Source organism: Nannocystis pusilla (genome assembly GCF_026626665.1).
In the GTDB taxonomy this organism is placed as follows: domain Bacteria; phylum Myxococcota_A; class Polyangia; order Nannocystales; family Nannocystaceae; genus Nannocystis; species Nannocystis pusilla.
On sequence record NZ_JAPNKE010000002.1, the window covers coordinates 1487226 to 1503763 of the forward strand.

Sequence of the window (16538 nt, forward strand, 5' to 3'; positions counted from 1 at the left end):
CGAACGACAACCCCGCGGTCACGGCCGTCGACGCGGCCGCCCCGCCGCTGCCGGGCGGCCAGCGCCTGCGGCCCGCCGGCGCGGCGCGGCCGGGCTGCCGCGTGCTGGTGATCGACAACTACGACTCGTTCACCTTCAACCTGGTGCAGTACCTGCTGCAGCTCGGCGCGGTGGTCGACGTCCACCGCAACGACGCCGTCAAGCTCGAGCAGGTGCTGGCCGACGCGCCGAGCCACATCGTCCTGTCCCCGGGGCCAGGTACGCCGGCGGACAGCGGGGTGTGCCAGGACCTGTGCCGCCGGCTGGCCGAGGCCGACGCGCCGGCGATCCCGGTGCTCGGGGTGTGCCTCGGCCACCAGACGCTGTGCGAGGTGCTGGGCGCGCGGGTCGAGCGGGCCGGGCGCATCATGCACGGCAAGCTGTCGCCGATGCTGCACGACGCCACCGGGGTGTTCGCCGGGCTGCCGTCGCCGTTCATGGCCACGCGCTACCACAGCCTGATCGCGGTCGAGAGCACGCTGCCGGCCTCGCTGATCCCCAACGCGCGCACCGACGCCGGCGAGCTGATGGGCGTGCGCCACGCGACGCGGCCGCTGCACGGGGTCCAGTTCCACCCGGAGTCGGTGCTCAGCGAGCACGGCCACGCGATGCTGCGCACCTTCCTCGAGATGCATGTCTCTTCGAACATGGCGGTGACGACATGACCGAAGGGACAGCCGACGAGGCGCTGCGGCGCGGGCTGGGCCGGCTGGTCCGCGGCGAGGCGATCGAGGAGGGCGAGGCGCTGGCGATCTTCCGCGAGATCGTGGCCGGCGCGGCCGACCCGGCGCAGATCGGCGGGCTCCTGGTGGCGCTGGCGATCCGCGGCGAGACGGCGCCGGTTATCGCGGGCGCGGTGCGGGCGATGCGAGAGGCGGTGGTGCCGGTGCCGCTGCGCGAGAGCGGGGCGATCGACACCTGCGGGACCGGCGGCAGCGGGGTGGCCCGGCGCAACGTGTCGACGGCGGTGGCGATCGCGGCGGCGGCCTGCGGGGCGCGGGTGGCCAAGCACGGCAACCGCGGGATCTCGAGCCCGTGCGGCTCGGCCGACGTGCTGGCCGCGCTCGGGGTCGACATCACCGCGCCGCCCGAGCGCGTCGGCCAGTGCGTCGACGAGGTCGGCGTCGGCTTCATGTTCGCGCCCAGCCTGCACCCGGCGATGCGCCACGCGGCCGCCCCGCGCAAGGCGCTGGGGCTGCGCACCCTGTTCAACCTGGTCGGGCCGATGTGCAACCCGGCGGGGGTGCGCCGGCAGGTGATCGGCGTGTTCGACCCGGGCAAGGTCGAGGCGATGGCGGCGGCCCTGGGCGCCCTCGGCAGCGAGCGCGTGTTCGTGGTTCACGGCTTCTTCGCCGGCGCGGACCGGCCCGGGATCGACGACCTCAGCCCCGAGGGGCCGAGCACGGTGGCCGAGTGGCACCGCGGCGCGCTGCGCACGTACACGCTGCGCCCGGGCGACGCCGAGCTGCCGGAGGTGCCGATCGCGGCGATCGCCGGCGACGACGCGGCCGGCAACGCGAGCGCGCTGCGGGCCCTCCTGGCCGGCGAGCCGGGGGCCTACCGTACAAGTGTACAGTACAGCGGGGCGCTGGCCCTGCTGGCGGCCGGCGACGACGGCATCGAGACGCTGCCGGCCAAGGCGCGGGCGATCGGCGCCGCGCTCGAAGACGGCCGGGCCGCGGCGGTGCTCGACCGGCTCGTCGCCGCCAGCCGCGCTGCGCTACCCTGAGGGCAGGACATGAGCGACAAAGGCAGCACGTACCTCGACAAGATCCTGGCCGCCAAGCGGGCCGAGCTCGCCGCCCCCCGGGCGACCCGCTCGGGAGCGCTGACCGACCGCGAGCTGATCGAGCTCGGCGCCCGCCTGCCGCGCCCGCGCGACTTCATCGGCGCGCTGCGCGAGGGCCCGCGCCCGGGGATCATCGCCGAGTTCAAGCGCGCGTCGCCCAGCGCCGGCGTGCTGCGCGAAGGCGCCGATGCGCGCCAGATCGCGATGCTCTACGCGGCCGGCGGCGCGACCTGCATGAGCGTGCTGTGCGACCGGCACTTCCAGGGCTCGCTCGAAGACCTCCGGACCGTGCGCCAGAGCGTGGCGCTGCCGCTCCTGGCCAAGGACTTCATCCTCGAGAAGACGCAGATCGTCGAGGCCAAGCGGGTCGGGGCCGACTGCGTGCTGCTGATCGTCGCGGCCCTGCCGGCGCCGCAGCTGCGCAACCTGATCGAGTTCTCCCACACGCTCGAGATGCAGGTGCTGTGCGAGACCCGCGACGAGGCGGAGATCGATCGCGCCATGGCAGCCGGGGCGAAGCTCATCGGGGTCAACTCGCGCGACCTGCAGACGTTCGAGCTCGACCCCGACCGCGCGGCCAAGCTGCGCAAGTACGTGCCCAAGAGCTTTACGTACGTGGCCGAGAGCGGGGTCCGGACGATCGACGACGCGCTCCGCCTGCGCGACTCGGGGGCCGACGCGCTGCTGATCGGCAGCTACTTCATGACGGCCGACCAACCGGGCGAGGCGCTGCGCGACCTGGTGATGGCGCTGTGAGGCTGGCGTCCAGATCCGGTGCCCCGGCGACCGACGGCGGGGTCGCGTGGCGCCTGGCTTCGGGGGCATGTTCTTCCGGACAGGGTGAGAAGGACAGGTCCGCATGGCGGTGAAGCTCAAGGTGTGCGGGGTGACCCGCGCCGAGGACCTGGCGGCCTGCGTCGAGCTGGGGGTCGACGCAGTGGGGATCAACCTGTGGAGCGGGTCGCGACGCGGGCTGTCGCTGACCGAGGCGGGGGCGCTGCTGCGCGCGGTCGACCCGCCGCGCTCGCTCGAGCGCGTGGGGGTGTTCGTCGAGCCGTCGGCCGAGGAGGTCCGCCGCGCGGCCGAGACGCTGGCGCTCGACCTCGTGCAGATCGTCGGGGCCGAAGAGGTGACGGGCTACGGGCTGCCGTATCTGTGGGTGGTCCGCGGCACGCCTGCCCTGGCCGAGCTGCTGCCGCCGACGCCCCGGCCGGCCCGGGCGCTGCTCGACGCGGCGGTGCCCGGCTACGGCGGGGCGGGCCAGACGACCGACTGGGCGTGGGCGGCGACGGCGGTGCAGCAGCTCGCGGGGCTCGAGGTGTGGCTGGCCGGCGGGATCACGCCGGCCAACGCGGCCGAGGCGATCGCGCAGGTTCGCCCGGCGGGGCTCGACGTCGCCAGCGGGACGGAGCTGCCCGGGGCGCGCCGCGGGGAGAAGGACCGCGCGGCGATCGTGGCGCTGCTGGCGGCCTGTCGCGGCCTGCCTGATTGAGCATGTTCGGGTGGGCATGTCCGCCGGGACATGTGCGAAAGGACGTGCGCGAAAGGTCATGTGTGAAGGGGCATGTCTTTTCGCCGCAGCGCGCCGGCGCGAGGCCGTGACGGCGCCGGCGCCGGTGCCCGCGGGCGGGCGCGGGCGTTCGAGGCGAGGACCTGCTCGCGGACGGGCTCGCGCGAGCCAGAAGAGCGTGGCGAGCGGAACGAGAGGCGCGGGCGGGAGCGGGGCGCGGTTGCGGCGAGCGTGGACCGCGGAGCCACCGCAGTGCGCGCTCGCAGCGTCGCGCGCGAGACGAGCGTCGGCGGGGCAGGTTATGCTCGCCGGGTGACGAGCGTCTCGCGGCCAGTGCCGGCGGCGGCTCCGTGGGCGGAGTCGATGTTCTCGTTCGGCGTCACCGGCACCAACGGCAAGACGTCGACGACGTGGATGCTGGCGGCGGCGGTGCGAGCGGCCGGGCTGTCGGTGCTGCGGGTGTCGACGCTCGGGGTCGCGTTCGACGACGAGGCGTGGCCGCGCGGCAAGCGGTTCACCGACTTCGTGGCCACTCTGGCGCGGGCGCACGAGCGCGGGGCCAGGCACGCGGTGATCGAGACGACCAGCCACGCGCTGGCGCAGGGCTACGCGCGCAGCTGGCGGTTCGACCTCGGGGTGTTCACCAACCTGTCGGTCGATCACTTCGGCACGCACGGCAGCTGGGAGCACTACCTGGCGGCCAAGGCCCAGCTGTTCATGCACCTGGGACCCGGGCGCGTGGCGGTGCTCAACGCGGCCGACAAGCACGCGCTGTTCGTCGACCAGGCGATCCCCGCCGACGTGGAGCGGCGGTGGTTCGCGGCGCCGGGTCGCGGGCCGCGGCTGCGCGCGGCGGATCTCGAGGCCGAGGCGATCGAGGTCGAGGCGACGGGGACGCGGGTGGTGCTGCGCCCGTCACCGGCCGCGGAGGCGCTCGGCGGGGCGCTCTTCACCAGGATGGTGGGCGAGGTGTTCGCCGAGAACGCGCTGGCGGCCGCGCTCGCGGGGCTCGCGGCCGGGCTGTCGGGCGAGGCGGTGGCGCGCGGGATCGCCGGGTGCCCGATCGTGCCGGGGCGCTTCGAAGTGCTGGCCCACGGATCCGGCCGGCCGACGATCGCGGTCGACTATGCGCACTCGCCCGACGCGCTGACGCACACGTGCGCGACGGCGCGGCGGCTCGCGGGGCCGCGGGGCCGGGTGTTCGTGGTGTTCGGCGCGGGCGGCAACGCGACGCCGGAGAAGCGCGCGCCGATGGGCGCGGCCGTCGGCGCGCTGGCCGACGTGGCCCTGGTGACGAGCGACAACCCGCGCGACGAGGCGCCGGAGGCGATCGCGGCCGCAGTGGTGGAAGGGCTGCAGGGCGGCCGCGCGGGCTGGTCGATCGTGCTCGACCGCGGGCAGGCGATCGCGGAGGCGATCGCGGCGGCCAAGGCCGGCGACGTGGTGGTGGTCGCGGGCAAGGGGCACGAGGAGGGGCAGACGGCGCGCGGGCAGACGCGGCCGTTCTCCGACGTCGCCGAGGTGCGGCGGCTCGTCGGCGCGCCGGACACGGAGTGATCGATAGGGCATGTCGAAAAGGGCATGTCTTTTGGGAAGTCTGGAAAGAACATGCCCTGGAGAGCATGTTCCATGGGACATACACATGTCTCACGGGCCCGCGCGCTGGCTCAGCCACGCGAGCACGGCGTCGCGGGTCTCGCCGGGGTCGAGCGCGGCGGCGGCGGCCTGGGCGGCGGCGATCGCCTCGCCGAGGTCGTCGGGGTGAGCCAGCGCGAGCGCCCGCGCCAGTTCGAACTGGGCCGCGGCGATCGTGGCGGGCGCGGCCCCGGCGTCCCGCAGGAGCTCGAGCGCCGTCTGGAGCGCCTGTAGGGCGGCGTCGGGCTCGGCGAGCTCGACGTGCAGCCGACCCAGCGCCAGCTGGGCCTGGCCGACCAGCGGGTGGCGCGGGCCGTGCGCGGCCGACCAGGTGTCGATCGCCGCGCGCACGTGGGGGACGGCGGCGGCCGGGTCGCCGCGCGCGAGCAGGACCTCGGCGAGGTTGTTATGGGCGTGGCCGAGGGTCGGGCTGGTCGGCGACAGCGCGCCGTCGGCGAGGGCGAGCACCTCGCGGTAGCTGCGGGCGGCGCCCTCGAGGTCGCCCATGACCTGCAGCAGCGCGCCGTGGTTGTTGACGAGGGTGGCGAAGCCCGGGTGGCTGGTGCCGAGGCGGGCGGCGAGCGTCTCGCGGACGCGGGCGTAGAGCGCGAGGGCTCCCGGGTAGTCGCCGCTGCGGCGCAGCACCGCGGCGAGGTTGGCGGCGGTGTTGGCGACGAGCACGTGATCGCGGCCGAGGCTCGACTCGGCGATGTCGAGGGCGGCCTCGAAGCGGGCGCGGGCCTCGTCGAGCGCGCCCTCGGCGACGGCGATGTTGCCGAGATTGGCGTAGAGCGAGGCTGCGGCCCGCGGGTCGCCGTCGATGCGGGGGAGCAGGGCTTCGGCGAGCGCGCCCCAGCGCCGGCCTTCGGCGCCGCGGTGGGCGAGGAAGCCGACCACGTGCGCGGCCGAGATGGCCGCCCACGCGGCGACCTCGGCTTGGTCGCCGGCGAGCCCGTCGAGGAAGGCCTGCTCGAGGGCGGCGGTCGCCTCGTCGACGCCGCCGCGCAGGCCGAGGAGCGAGCCGAGCAGCAGGCCGGTCTCGGCGCGCGCGGGCACATGGCCGAGGCGCACGGCCTCGTCGTGGGCGACGCGCGCGAGCGCCAGGGCGTCGTCGTAGTGGCCGGCCAGGCGCAGGGCGCGGGCGCGATCGAGGTCGGCGCGGAGGCGGGCGACCGGCTCGCGCAGGCGCGGCTCGTCGGGCTCGCCGTGCGCATCCCGGGCGGCGTCGAGGTCGACACAGGCGGCCGCCGGCGTCAGCGCTTCGCTCGCCTCGAGCGCGTGCAGCACGGTGCGCTCGTCGGCGTCGGCGAACACGGCGAGCAGTGCGGCGAGCTCGTCGCGCCGCCGCTCGAGGCAGCGCATGCGGTGATCGAGGGCCTCGCTCGACTGCTCACCGCGGACGTGAGTGGCGGCGCAGATCTCGGAGTAGGCGGCCACCCACGCGTCGACGTGGGCCGCGAGCCGGGCCTCGGCCTGGGCCCATGCGTGGGCGGCGTACGGGCGATCGACCTGGGCGAAGGCGTCGCGGGCCGCGGCGCGCGTCGTCGTGCCAGACCTCCGCCATCACGTCGCCCCCGCGCGAGCACAGCGAGGGGCTGGCGGCCCAGGTGCCCGCGAACGCGCCGCCGATCCCCAGCGCCAGCGCGCCGAAGGTCAAGCCGACGCGACGGCGCCGCGACAGCCCGCGCTCGAGTTCCGCGAGCAGGGCCGGCATCGACGGGTAGCGGCGCGCCGGCGCGAGGGCCAGCGCACGGTCGAGGACGCGGAGGAGCCAGCGCGGGCCGCTGCGGGCGCCCGCGAGCGGCCGCCGACGCCCGGCCAGCACGGCCGCGCGCAGGTCGTCGAGGTCGTCGCCAGCGAACGCTCGCTGGCCGAACACCCCCTCGTACAGCGCGAGCGCGAAGCTGAATTGATCGCTGCGGGCGTCGGCGCGGCGCCCCGCCAGCTGCTCCGGGGCCATGTAGGCCGGCGTCCCCAGCAGCGTCCCGGTGGCCGTGAGGCGGTCGTTCGGCGCCTCGTCGAGGGTGGTGCCCTCCGTGGGTGGAGCGGCGTCGGTGACGTCGAGGTCGACGCCGTCCTCGTCGCCGGCGCGCGCGAGGCCGAAGTCGACGACGCGCGCCCGCGGCCGCCCGCGATCGTCGGCGCCCACGATCACGTTGGTCGGCTTGAAGTCGCGGTGGACGACGCCGGCCGCGTGGGCCGCCGCGAGGCCGCGGCCGGCCTGCAGATAGACCTCGACGACCTCCCGCCAGCCGCGGCCGCGCTGCCACTCGGCGAACGTGACGCCCTCGATCAGCTCCATGGCGAGGAACACGGCGCCGTCGTGATCGCCGACCTCGTGGACCGCGACGACGTGCGGATGATCGACGCGGGCCAGGGCTCGCGCCTCGCGGAGCAGCCGCGCTGCGCCGCGCCCGTCGCGATCGGGCCCGTGCAGGCGCAGCAGCTTGACCGCGACCTTGCGCTCGAGCTCGGCGTCGTGCGCGACGTAGACGATGCCCATGCCGCCGGCGCCGAGGCGACGCTCGATGACGAAGCGACCGAGGCGCGGCGGGGCGGCGGTGAGGCCGAACAGGCGCGCGCCGAGGTCGGCGAGCATGCGCTCGGCCTCGACGGGCGGCGGCCCCTCGCGGGCGGCGTCGAAGCGGGCCGCGAGCTGCGAGTGACTCGATGGATCGGGCGGCGACATCGGCAGAAAACGACTCGACTGTGCCCGATGCCCGCGGGCCGCGTCGAGGCGGCGAGGCGCCGCGCATCCTCGCGCGGCGGGCCGAGCGGAGGTGCGCGTGCAGATTTCGTGATCCGAACTCGCGGGCGCCGACTCTCCTGGGACGACCGACGCCGTCGCTCCGCCGCGAGCGCCCGTCACCCTCCGAGACCTGAAAGAGAGAGCACCGTCATGTTCCGCAAGATGTTCGTCGTCGTCGCCACCGCCTCCGTGTTCGCCGCCCTCCCGGCCACCTCGCACGCGGCCAGCAGCTGCCAGTCGACATGGGTCAAGGCGACCGGCAAGCTGCAGACTTTCTTCGCGCCGGTGGCCAAGCTGGTGTGCAAGCAGCTCAACACCGACGACCTCGCCGCCGCCAATCAATGCATCGAGGACGTGCTCGCGTATGCCGACAGGGCCGAGCAGATCCATGGCGAGTGGAACGCCGGCGAGAGCAGCTGGACCATCGGCCCGCGCGCCTTGCCCAACGACCGCACGCAGACGGGCGCGGTCTCGACCGAGCGGCAGTTCGTCGGCGAGCCGGTGATCACGGGCAGCTACGAGATCGACCTCCGCCGCACCGACGGCAAGGCGAAGAACGACCTGATCGTGAAGATCTGCTTCGTCGACGAGAACGGCGACGACGTCCACTATCAGCAGGTGCGGCTCAACAAGGACGGGCCCACGTCCTTCAAGAAGACCTTCACCGGGATGGAGGGGACGTACCCGCTGATCCACCTCAACAACGAGAAGTGGGGCACGAACGCGCACCAGTACACGCTGCGGGCGGAGGCGAGCGGCGAGCCGGCGAAGCTGGTGAAGGCGCGCCAGACCGCGAGCGCGTCGAAGACGAAGATCGGGGGCACGCTGACGCCCGCTCCCGGCAAAATCGCGCCGAACCGCTGAGCGGTCGGACGGCGAGGGGGCGCGCTCGGAGGTCGGGCGCCCTGCCAGCGGCGGGGCGCGAGGCAGTGGTAGGTTCGTCGAGTGGAGGCCGACATCGAGCTGTTGGAGGCGTGGCGCGCGGGCGACGTGCGGGCCGGCGACGCGCTGCTGCGCCGCTACTTCGAGGCGCTGCACCGCTTCTTCGCCCACAAGGTCGACGACGAGGTCGACGATCTGATCCAGCGCACCTTCCTCGCGCTGGTCCGCAGCAGGCAGGCGATCCGCGAGGCGGCCAGCTTCCGCGCTTACGTGTTCACGGTGGCGCGCAACGAGCTGTACCACTACCTCGGCGCCCGCCGGCGCACCCGCGAGGCGCTCGACTTCGGCAGCGTGTCGGTGGCCGATCTGGGCACGTCGCCGAGCGGAGCGTTCGCGCGTCGCAAGGAGCAGGCGGCGCTGCTGCGGGGCCTGCGGGCGATCCCCGTCGAGCTGCAGGTCGCGCTCGAGCTGCACTACTGGGAGGGCCTGACGACCGCAGAGCTGGCGAACGTGCTCGGGGTGCCGCAGGGGACCGCGAAGAGCATGCTCCGCCGCGCCCGCGAGCAGCTCGAGGCCCGCCTGCGGCGCGACGCCGGCGCGGGCGTCGAGGCCACGCTCGGCGAGCTCGAGGCGTGGGCGCGATCGATCCGCGACGTGGCGCGCCCCGGTCGATCGTGATCGGCGCGGCGACGTCGGCGCGATCGGCCGGCGAGGCCGGCGGGCCGATCTCGCGGCCGCGGCCGAGCGGCGGGCGCGGCCGCGGCCCCGTGGCTCGCGCTCGCCGCTCGTCGACGCACCGGTGACCTGTACCGTCGAACATGTACCGCAGAACATGCGCGATGGCACATGTCCCTGCGGTCATCTCAGCAGTCGGCCTCGTCGGCGCCGTCGGGGCAGTCCTCGGCCATGTCGCACTTCCAGGTCGCCGGGATCTCGGTGCCGTTGGTGCAGACGAAGGCCTCGAGGCCGCAGCCGGTGACCTCGTCCGAGTTGTCGAGGCAGTCGGGGACCTCGTCGCAGGCCCAGGTCGCGGGGATCTCCTTCTTGTCGGTGCAGGTGAAGGCCTCGAGGCCGCAGCCGCTGACCTCGTCGGAGCCGTCGGGACAGTCGGGGTTCTCGTCGCAGACCCACGCGGGGTTCTCGAGCGCGGTGCCGTCGCTGCAGACGAAGCCGTCGCCGGTGGTGCTCGCGGTGGCCTCGGTGGTGCCCGCGGTGGCCTCGGTCGTGCTGGTGGGGGCCTCGGTGGTCGTCGGCGCGCTGGTGCCGGTGTCGGTGCCGGTGCCGGTGGCGTCGGTGGTCTCGCCTGCCGTGCCGGTGCTGGTCGTGTCGTCCGTGGTGCCGGCGGTGCTCTCGGTCGTGGTCGTCTCGGGGCCGATGTTGGTGTCGGAGAGACCGCCGAGGTTGATCGTGCAGCCGGCTGTGGCGACGCCCTGACTCATGAGCGCGGCGACGGACAAGATTGGCGAGGTCGATGTTCATCGTGCCGGCGAATGTGCCACGGGCCGGCGCGCAGGGGCGCGCACGGCCGCTTTCCCGGCGCGCGCGATTCAGGTCGGCGCGAGGCGGACGGTGACCTCTGCGCTCGGATCGAAGGGCGAGCCCTTGACGTCGGCGATGCATTTGACGACGAGCCGCACCCGCGGATCACGGGTGGCGGCGTTCGGGTCGGGGAAGCCGTTGCGCGCGAGGATGCCGGCGAGGTCGACCTCGCTCACCATCCACGGCTGGGTGATGACCTGCCCGGGCTTGAGGTCGCAAGGCATCTTGAGGCAGCTGTCCGAGTAGCTGACGTTCGGATCGGGATCCTTCTCGGCGCGGGCCAGGTTCGGCGAGTCGATGTCGTCCTTCTTGATGTACAGCCACACCTCGTACTTGGTCGCCAGCAAGGTGCACTCCTGCTGCGCGGTGATCACCATGGTGCCCTTGAGGACGGAGTCGGTGACCGGGAAGGTGGCGGTCTCCGCCGGTTGACGCTCGATGACCGTGATGGCGACGCTCGCCATGTTCTTGCCGCCGAGGAACTGCTTGGCCTTGTCGAAGAATCCCATGGCGACGAGAGGTACCACGTCGCCGCGGGGCGCGACGAATCCGCGCGTCGATTGGAAGCGCCGCGAGGCGGTGCGATTGGTGGTGGTCGGGCGACTCGCACGGGTCGCTGACGAGGGCCGTGCGCCGCGGAAATCGACTTCCGCGGCGATCCGCCCACTTCGTCCGACATGCATGATTCAGCCGAGGCTGACGCGGACGAGCGGGGCGAAGGCGGGCGGGCGATCGCTGACTGCGGCGCCGTGCACTGCGGCCTGGTAGCGGTCGCCGAACATGGCGTACGGGGTGGTGACGGGCGGCGCGCTGGCCTCGTCGAGACGGCGCAGGAGCTCGGGCGGGATCTGGAGGTCGAGCGCGCCGAGGTTGTCCTCGAGCTGCTCCGGCCGCGTGGCGCCGAGGATCACGGAAGTGACGCCCGGACGCGTGAGCACCCACTGCAGCGCGACCTGGGCCATGCTGCGCCCGAGCTCGCCGGCGACGGCCTCGAGCGCGCCGACGATCTGCCAGTTGCGCTCGGTGAACAGGCTGAGCGACTTGCCGGTGCCGGTGTCGAGCCGGCCGCCGCCGCCGCCGTCGCTGTTGGGGCGGTACTTGCCCGACAGGAGGCCGCTGGCGAGCGGACTCCAGGCGGTGATGCCCATGCCGAGGTTGGTGGCGAGCGAGGTGAACTCGGCCTCGATGCCGCGCTCGACCAGCGAGTACTGCAGCTGCAAGTTGACGATCGGCGCGAGGGCGTGGGCCTCGGCGTAGGTCTGGGCTCGCGCGGCGTACCAGGCCGGGACGTCGGACAGGCCGGCGTAGCGGATCTTGCCGGCGCGCACGAGGTCGTCGAAGGCGCGCACGACCTCCTCGGCGGGGGTGATCCGGTCCCAGGTGTGAAGCAAGTAGAGATCGAGGTAGTCGGTCCGCAGGCGCTTGAGCGAGGCCTCGAGGGCGCGGATCATGTTCTTGCGCCCGTTGCCGCCGGCGTTGGGGTCGCGCTCGGCGAGGTTGTAGCTGTACTTGCTGGTGAGCACGAGGCGATCGCGGTGGCCGTCGGCGATGAACTCGCCGAGCAGCGACTCGCTGGTGCCGCGGGTGTAGAGGTCGGCGGTGTCGATGAAGTTGCCGCCGGCGGCGACGTAGCGATCGAACACGGCGCGCGCGGCCTGCTTGCTCGAGCCCCAGGCGCCGTACGGGCCGTCGGTGCCGAAGGTCAAGGTGCCGAGGGCGAACGGGCTGACGCGCAGGCCGGAGCGGCCGAGCAGGTAGTACTGATCGAGAGACATGACGAATCACTCCTGTCGACGAGGGCCGCCCCGGGCGGTGCGTCGCCGACTGTCACGAACGGTTGTGGACGATGCAGTCGACGGCGGCCGCTGATGCGGTGCGTCGCGAGCCGTCACGAGCAGGTGGGTTGTGGGCGATGCAGTCGACGACGGCCGCTGATGCGGTGCGTCGCGGGCTGTCACGAGCGAGATGTTATGGACTATGGAGTCAAGAACTGATGGAGGGCGGTGCGGTCCGGAGAGCGGCGATGGCGAAGCCGGCGACGGCCCGCAGAGCCTCGGGGCGGCGCCGGTGCGGGCGCTGACCCGCAGGCCCTGCAGGGTGGAGAGGAGGAAGCGGCCGGCGCTGCGCTCGTCGACGTGCGCGCCGACCTCGCCGCGGCGCTTGGCCTCGGCGACCATGCGCTCGAAGGCGGCCTCGCACAGGGCAGTGGCGCTGCGCGCCAGGGTCACGACCTCGGGGTCGCGCCGGGCCATCTCGATGATCGACTGGATGCCGAAGCAGCCGCGCGCGCGGCCCTCGGCGGTGTCTCCGGCCACGCCGAGCAGGATGTCCTCGATGGCGCCCAGCGGCGAGGCGACGGCCCGCAGCCGCTCCAGCAGGTCGGCGCCCTGACGCGCCTGGTAGCGCTCCAGCGCGGCGAGGTAGAGGCCGTGCTTGTCGCCGAAGGCGGCGTACATGCTCTGACGCCCGATCCCCATGGCCTGCAGGAGCTGCTCGGTCGAGGTGCCGTCGTAGCCGTGCTCCCAGAACACGGACATGGCCCGCTCGATGGCCTCGTCTCGGTCGAACTCGCGTGGCCGGGGCATGCATGGAAAGCTAAGCGTTCTTGACTGTGCTGTCAAAATTAAATGTGAAACGGCGCGAATGGCGCAGGGCTCTGGAGGGCCGCCATACGCAGGCGTCCCACGCGAGGCCCGCGGTGAGGCTCGAACGAGAGACGGTGACGCTTCATCGCATGGCTCGACCGTGGCAGCGCCGCGACGGCGAGCATGTGCTATCGAACATGGTCTCATGGACATGCTCCATCGGGCATGTCTTCCAGGAAGATCCGCGAAGGAGCGGGCGGGATCGTTCAGCGACCGCTGGCAGGGCCGGGGCGGAACGAGTCGACGAAGCGGCGCGGCTCTTCGGCGCGCTCGCGGGGCGGCCGGTCAGCGGCCGCTGGCGGGACCGGGGCGGAACGAGTCGACGAAGCGGCGCAGCTCTTCGGCGCGCTCGCGGGCCTGCGCGCGGGACCTCGCCGACGATCACGCAGGTGGCGTCGGCGACGGTGACCGCGCGGACGAGGCCGTGGGCCTTGTCGGTGGTGAGCGTGCCCTCGAGGCCGGCGGTGCCCTCGACCTCGATCGCACGCACGTCCTGGAGGCGCATGGTGTCGGCGATGCCGCGCAGCTCGTCGGCGGGCGTGCGGCCGGCGACAGGCCTGGCCCTCGCGCTGCACGTGACGAGCCGCGAGACGTCGCCGGGCTGCTTGAGCGCGAGCATGCGGGTGGTCATGGCGACGCCGTCGACAGTGATGAAGCTCTGGCGCTGCGCGTTGGGCCGCCGGGGGAAGACGGCGGAGAAGCCCACGTCGGGGAAGGCCCAGCGGACCTGCGAGCCCTCGCGCCCGACCTCGACCGGCTGGAGAGCCCCGGCCGCGACCGCGGCGAGCACGGCCTCCTGCTGCTCGAGGTGCTCGCGGAGCTCCTCGGCGAGGGCGTCGACGCGCGGGTGCGGCTCGCGATCGGGGGCGAAGGCGGTGCGCAACGCGGCGAGCTCGGTGGCGGGGACGTCGACGGCTGCGAGGCGATCGGCGAGGTCGAGGATCCGGTCGCGCTCCTCGGGGAGGAACCACGGAGCGACGAGGTCGCCGAGCGGAGCGAAGGTGGCGACCGCGGCGGCAGGAGCGATGGTATCCGGGAGGGAGAGGGCGCTGGCGAGGACGTCGTGGACGCCCCGCGCGAGGTGAAAGCGGGCCTCGACGAAGCTGCGGCGAGAGGCGTCGTCGCTCGCGAGTCGGTCGACGCGAAGGGCGGACTCTTCAAAAAAGGCCGCGACGACGGCGAGGTACTCGGGTCCGAATTCGCCGCGCGTGAGCGCCCGGGCGGCGTAGAGCTGCAGGATGTCGGCGAGGGCCAGGTGCAGCGCGGTGAGCTCGTCGGGGCTGGCGGTATTGCGGACGGCGGCGTCGATGGCGTCGAGGGCGACGAGCTTTCGGAGCCATCCGGCGTCGGGCCCGTCGAGGCGCGGAAGCAGATCGGGGCGCTCGCGCTCGAGGCGGACGAGGCCGTCGCGGGCTCTTTGATAGTCCTGCGCGGTCCAGGGGGCGTCGGCGGCCGGGAGGTCGTAGGTCCGCCGTAGCTCGCTCGTCGGCTTGTCCTGGGGGGCGTCGACGCTGGCGGGAGCCGCGGTCTCGGCGCTGCGCCGGCAGGCCGCGAGCAGGACGAGGAGGAGCACCAGGCTTCGACCCGCGCCTTGCGAGCGACGGCGCGGCGTGACCGGGATCGAAGCGAACATCTGCGCTGGACGATACAACGGCCGGGCCGGCGTTGCGGGCGTCGCTCGCAGTCCGGGAAAAAGCGGCCTTCCGAAGGAAGGACTCTGTCATGCGCTGCGCTGCGGTGACTTCGTCGCTCGCGGGGCGAAGAAAAAGCGCGACCCTCTGTGGGAAGAGGGTCGCGCTTCGTCGCGTGCGCGGGGTCGAGGTCGGCTCAGCCCGCGGCGGCCTTGGCCTCGCGCTTGCGGCGGTTGTGGTCGAGGTCGCGCTTGCGCAGGCGCAGGCTCTTCGGGGTGACCTCGAGCAGCTCGTCATCCTCGATGTACGCGAGCGCCTGCTCGAGGCTGCGCTCGAGCGGAGGGGTCAGGAAGATCTTCTCGTCGGCGCCGGCGCTGCGGATGTTGGTGAACTTCTTGGCGATGCACGGATTGACGACGAGGTCGTTCTCGCGGCTGTGCTCGCCGAGGATCTGGCCGGCGTAGACCTGGACGTGATCGCCGATGAAGAGCACGCCGCGGTCCTGCAGGCGACCGAGGGAGTAGGCGAAGGTCTCGCCGGGCTCCATGACGATGAGGACGCCGCGCGGGCGGGTCTTCCGGGGGCCGAGGTAGGGGCCGTAGCCGGCGAAGGTGGCGGCCATGATGCCGGTGCCGCGGGTGTCGGTGAGCATCTCGCTGCGGTAGCCGATCAGGCTGCGCGTCGGGGTGCGCATCTCGAGGCGGGTGCGGCCGGGACCGGCGCTGTCCATGGCCCGCAGCTCGCCGCCGCGCTGGCTCAGCTTCTCGATGATCGAGCCGCTGTAGTCCTGATCGCACTGGATGATCAGGTTCTCGTAGGGCTCCTCGAGCTCGTCGTTCTCGTTGCGGCGGAGGATGACCTTGGGCCGCGAGACGCACAGCTCGTAGCCCTCGCGCCGCATGGTCTCGATGAGGACGCCGAGGTGGAGCTCGCCGCGACCGGCGACCTCGAACTCCTCGGCGGTCTCGCCGGGGCTGACGCGCAGGGCGACGTTGGAACGGACCTCGCGCTCGAGCCGCTCGGCGAGCTTGCGCGAGGTGACCCACTTGCCCTCGCGCCCGGCGAACGGGCCGTCGTTGACGCGGAAGCGCATCGTCATGGTCGGCGGGTCGACGTCGAGCCGCGGGAACACGTGACGCGTGGTGGGCTCCTCGGTGGTCAGCGTGTCGCCGACCTGCAAGGTCTCCATGCCGGCGATGGCGATCAGGTCGCCCGCCTCGGCGTACTCGCGCTCGAACCGACGCAGGCCCTGGAAGCCGAGCAGGCGGCGCACGCGGAACACCTCGGCGACGACGGGCGGACCGGCGGTCTCGCCGTGGGCGGGCCGCGGCGGGTGACGCAGCTGGGCCAGACGATCGCCGACGGAGATCCGGCCGCTGCGAATGCGGCCGATGGCGACGAAGCCGAGGAACGGATCGTAGTCGAGGGTGGAGACCCACAGCGCCGCGCCGCCCTCGTGCACCACCGGCGGCGGGGCGTACTGGACGATGAAGTCGAGGATCCGCGACATCGGACCCTTCTCGTCGGCGGGGTCGCTCATCGCGTAGCGCTCGCGCGCGCTGCAGAAGATGACCGGGAAGTCGAGCTGCTCTTCGCTCGCACCGATGCCGGCGAGCAGGTCGAAGGTGGCGTCGACGGTCTTGTGCGGCTCGGCGCCGGGCCGGTCGATCTTGTTGACGACGAGGAGGATCTTGAGGCCCAGCGCGACGGCCTTCTCGGTGACGAACCGCGTCTGCGGCATCGGCCCCTCGAAGGCGTCGACGACCACGAGGACGGCGTCGACCATGTTGAGCACGCGCTCGACCTCGCCGCCGAAGTCGGCGTGCCCGGGCGTGTCGACGAGGTTGATCCGCACGTCGCCGTAGGTGACGCTGGTCGGCTTGCTGGTGATGGTGATGCCGCGCTCTTTCTCGAGATCGCCGCTGTCCATCGCGCGCTCGATCTGACCTTCTCCGCGGTCGAGCGCGCCTGCTGAAGTGAGTAGTGCGTCGACCAGCGTGGTCTTGCCGTGGTCGACGTGGGCGATGATCGCGAGGTTACGAATCTGCTGCGGGGCGGCCATAGACGCCGTTTTGGGCGGCGGCGGGAAGTAAACCCGGCGGCGCTGCGCTGGCAAGTC

Annotated in this window: 15 protein-coding genes; 7 read left to right on the plus strand and 8 right to left on the minus strand. The window is 73.2% G+C overall.

Annotated features, from left to right (window positions below; translation table 11 throughout):
- The first annotated feature begins 101 nt into the window (after positions 1-101).
- The 5 genes from OV079_RS06610 (at position 102) to OV079_RS06630 (ending at position 4895) form a co-directional block, all read left to right on the plus strand.
- Positions 102-704, plus strand: coding sequence for an anthranilate synthase component II (locus OV079_RS06610; RefSeq protein ID WP_420829507.1), 603 nt, complete (start codon positions 102-104; stop codon positions 702-704).
- Positions 701-1768 (plus strand): anthranilate phosphoribosyltransferase, encoded by a 1068-nt coding sequence (gene trpD, locus OV079_RS06615; RefSeq protein WP_267766890.1) that lies wholly within the window; start codon positions 701-703, stop codon positions 1766-1768. The genes OV079_RS06610 and trpD overlap by 4 nt, the downstream gene beginning before the upstream one ends.
- A gap of 9 nt (positions 1769-1777) precedes the next feature.
- Positions 1778-2584 carry an indole-3-glycerol phosphate synthase TrpC gene (locus tag OV079_RS06620; protein ID WP_267701901.1) on the plus strand — a complete coding sequence of 269 codons (807 nt, stop codon included), beginning with the start codon at positions 1778-1780 and terminating at the stop codon, positions 2582-2584.
- A 103-nt stretch (positions 2585-2687) separates the two neighbouring features.
- On the plus strand, positions 2688-3320 hold the full coding sequence (locus OV079_RS06625; protein WP_267766891.1) for a phosphoribosylanthranilate isomerase: 633 nt from the start codon (positions 2688-2690) through the stop codon (positions 3318-3320).
- Positions 3321-3650: 330 nt separating this feature from the next.
- Positions 3651-4895 (plus strand): Mur ligase family protein, encoded by a 1245-nt coding sequence (locus OV079_RS06630; RefSeq protein ID WP_267766892.1) that lies wholly within the window; start codon positions 3651-3653, stop codon positions 4893-4895.
- Between the two features lie 90 nt (positions 4896-4985).
- Here OV079_RS06630 and OV079_RS06635 read toward each other — a convergent pair whose 3' ends face one another.
- Positions 4986-6410 (minus strand): tetratricopeptide repeat protein, encoded by a 1425-nt coding sequence (locus tag OV079_RS06635; RefSeq protein WP_267766894.1) that lies wholly within the window; start codon positions 6408-6410, stop codon positions 4986-4988.
- Positions 6364-7662: a serine/threonine-protein kinase gene (locus tag OV079_RS06640; RefSeq protein WP_267766895.1), complete on the minus strand. Its 1299-nt coding sequence runs from the start codon at positions 7660-7662 to the stop codon at positions 6364-6366. Before OV079_RS06640 ends, OV079_RS06635 begins: the two co-directional genes overlap by 47 nt.
- Positions 7663-7872: 210 nt before the next feature.
- On the opposite strand from OV079_RS06640, the gene OV079_RS06645 reads away from it, so the two are divergent.
- Together OV079_RS06645 and OV079_RS06650 are read left to right on the plus strand one after the other, a co-directional pair.
- Positions 7873-8586, plus strand: a complete 714-nt coding sequence (locus tag OV079_RS06645; protein ID WP_267766896.1) for a hypothetical protein — start codon at positions 7873-7875, stop codon at positions 8584-8586.
- An 81-nt stretch (positions 8587-8667) separates the two neighbouring features.
- On the plus strand, positions 8668-9282 hold the full coding sequence (locus OV079_RS06650; protein WP_267766897.1) for an RNA polymerase sigma factor: 615 nt from the start codon (positions 8668-8670) through the stop codon (positions 9280-9282).
- 185 nt (positions 9283-9467) lie between these two features.
- Here OV079_RS06650 and OV079_RS06655 read toward each other — a convergent pair whose 3' ends face one another.
- From OV079_RS06655 to typA, 6 genes are all read right to left on the minus strand, one after another.
- Positions 9468-10043: a hypothetical protein gene (locus OV079_RS06655; RefSeq protein ID WP_267766898.1), complete on the minus strand. Its 576-nt coding sequence runs from the start codon at positions 10041-10043 to the stop codon at positions 9468-9470.
- Between the two features lie 108 nt (positions 10044-10151).
- Positions 10152-10652, minus strand: coding sequence for a hypothetical protein (locus OV079_RS06660; RefSeq protein ID WP_267766899.1), 501 nt, complete (start codon positions 10650-10652; stop codon positions 10152-10154).
- A 177-nt stretch (positions 10653-10829) separates the two neighbouring features.
- The gene (locus OV079_RS06665; RefSeq protein ID WP_267766900.1) at positions 10830-11918 is read right to left on the minus strand and encodes an aldo/keto reductase; all 1089 of its coding nucleotides are present in this window, start codon (positions 11916-11918) and stop codon (positions 10830-10832) included.
- A 6-nt stretch (positions 11919-11924) separates the two neighbouring features.
- Positions 11925-12728: a TetR/AcrR family transcriptional regulator gene (locus OV079_RS06670; RefSeq protein WP_267766901.1), complete on the minus strand. Its 804-nt coding sequence runs from the start codon at positions 12726-12728 to the stop codon at positions 11925-11927.
- Positions 12729-12870: 142 nt separating this feature from the next.
- Positions 12871-14421 (minus strand): hypothetical protein, encoded by a 1551-nt coding sequence (locus OV079_RS06675; protein ID WP_267766902.1) that lies wholly within the window; start codon positions 14419-14421, stop codon positions 12871-12873.
- A gap of 194 nt (positions 14422-14615) precedes the next feature.
- Complete coding sequence (typA, locus tag OV079_RS06680) at positions 14616-16481, minus strand: translational GTPase TypA (RefSeq protein ID WP_267766903.1); 1866 nt, start codon at positions 16479-16481, stop codon at positions 14616-14618.
- Positions 16482-16538: the final 57 nt, after the last annotated feature.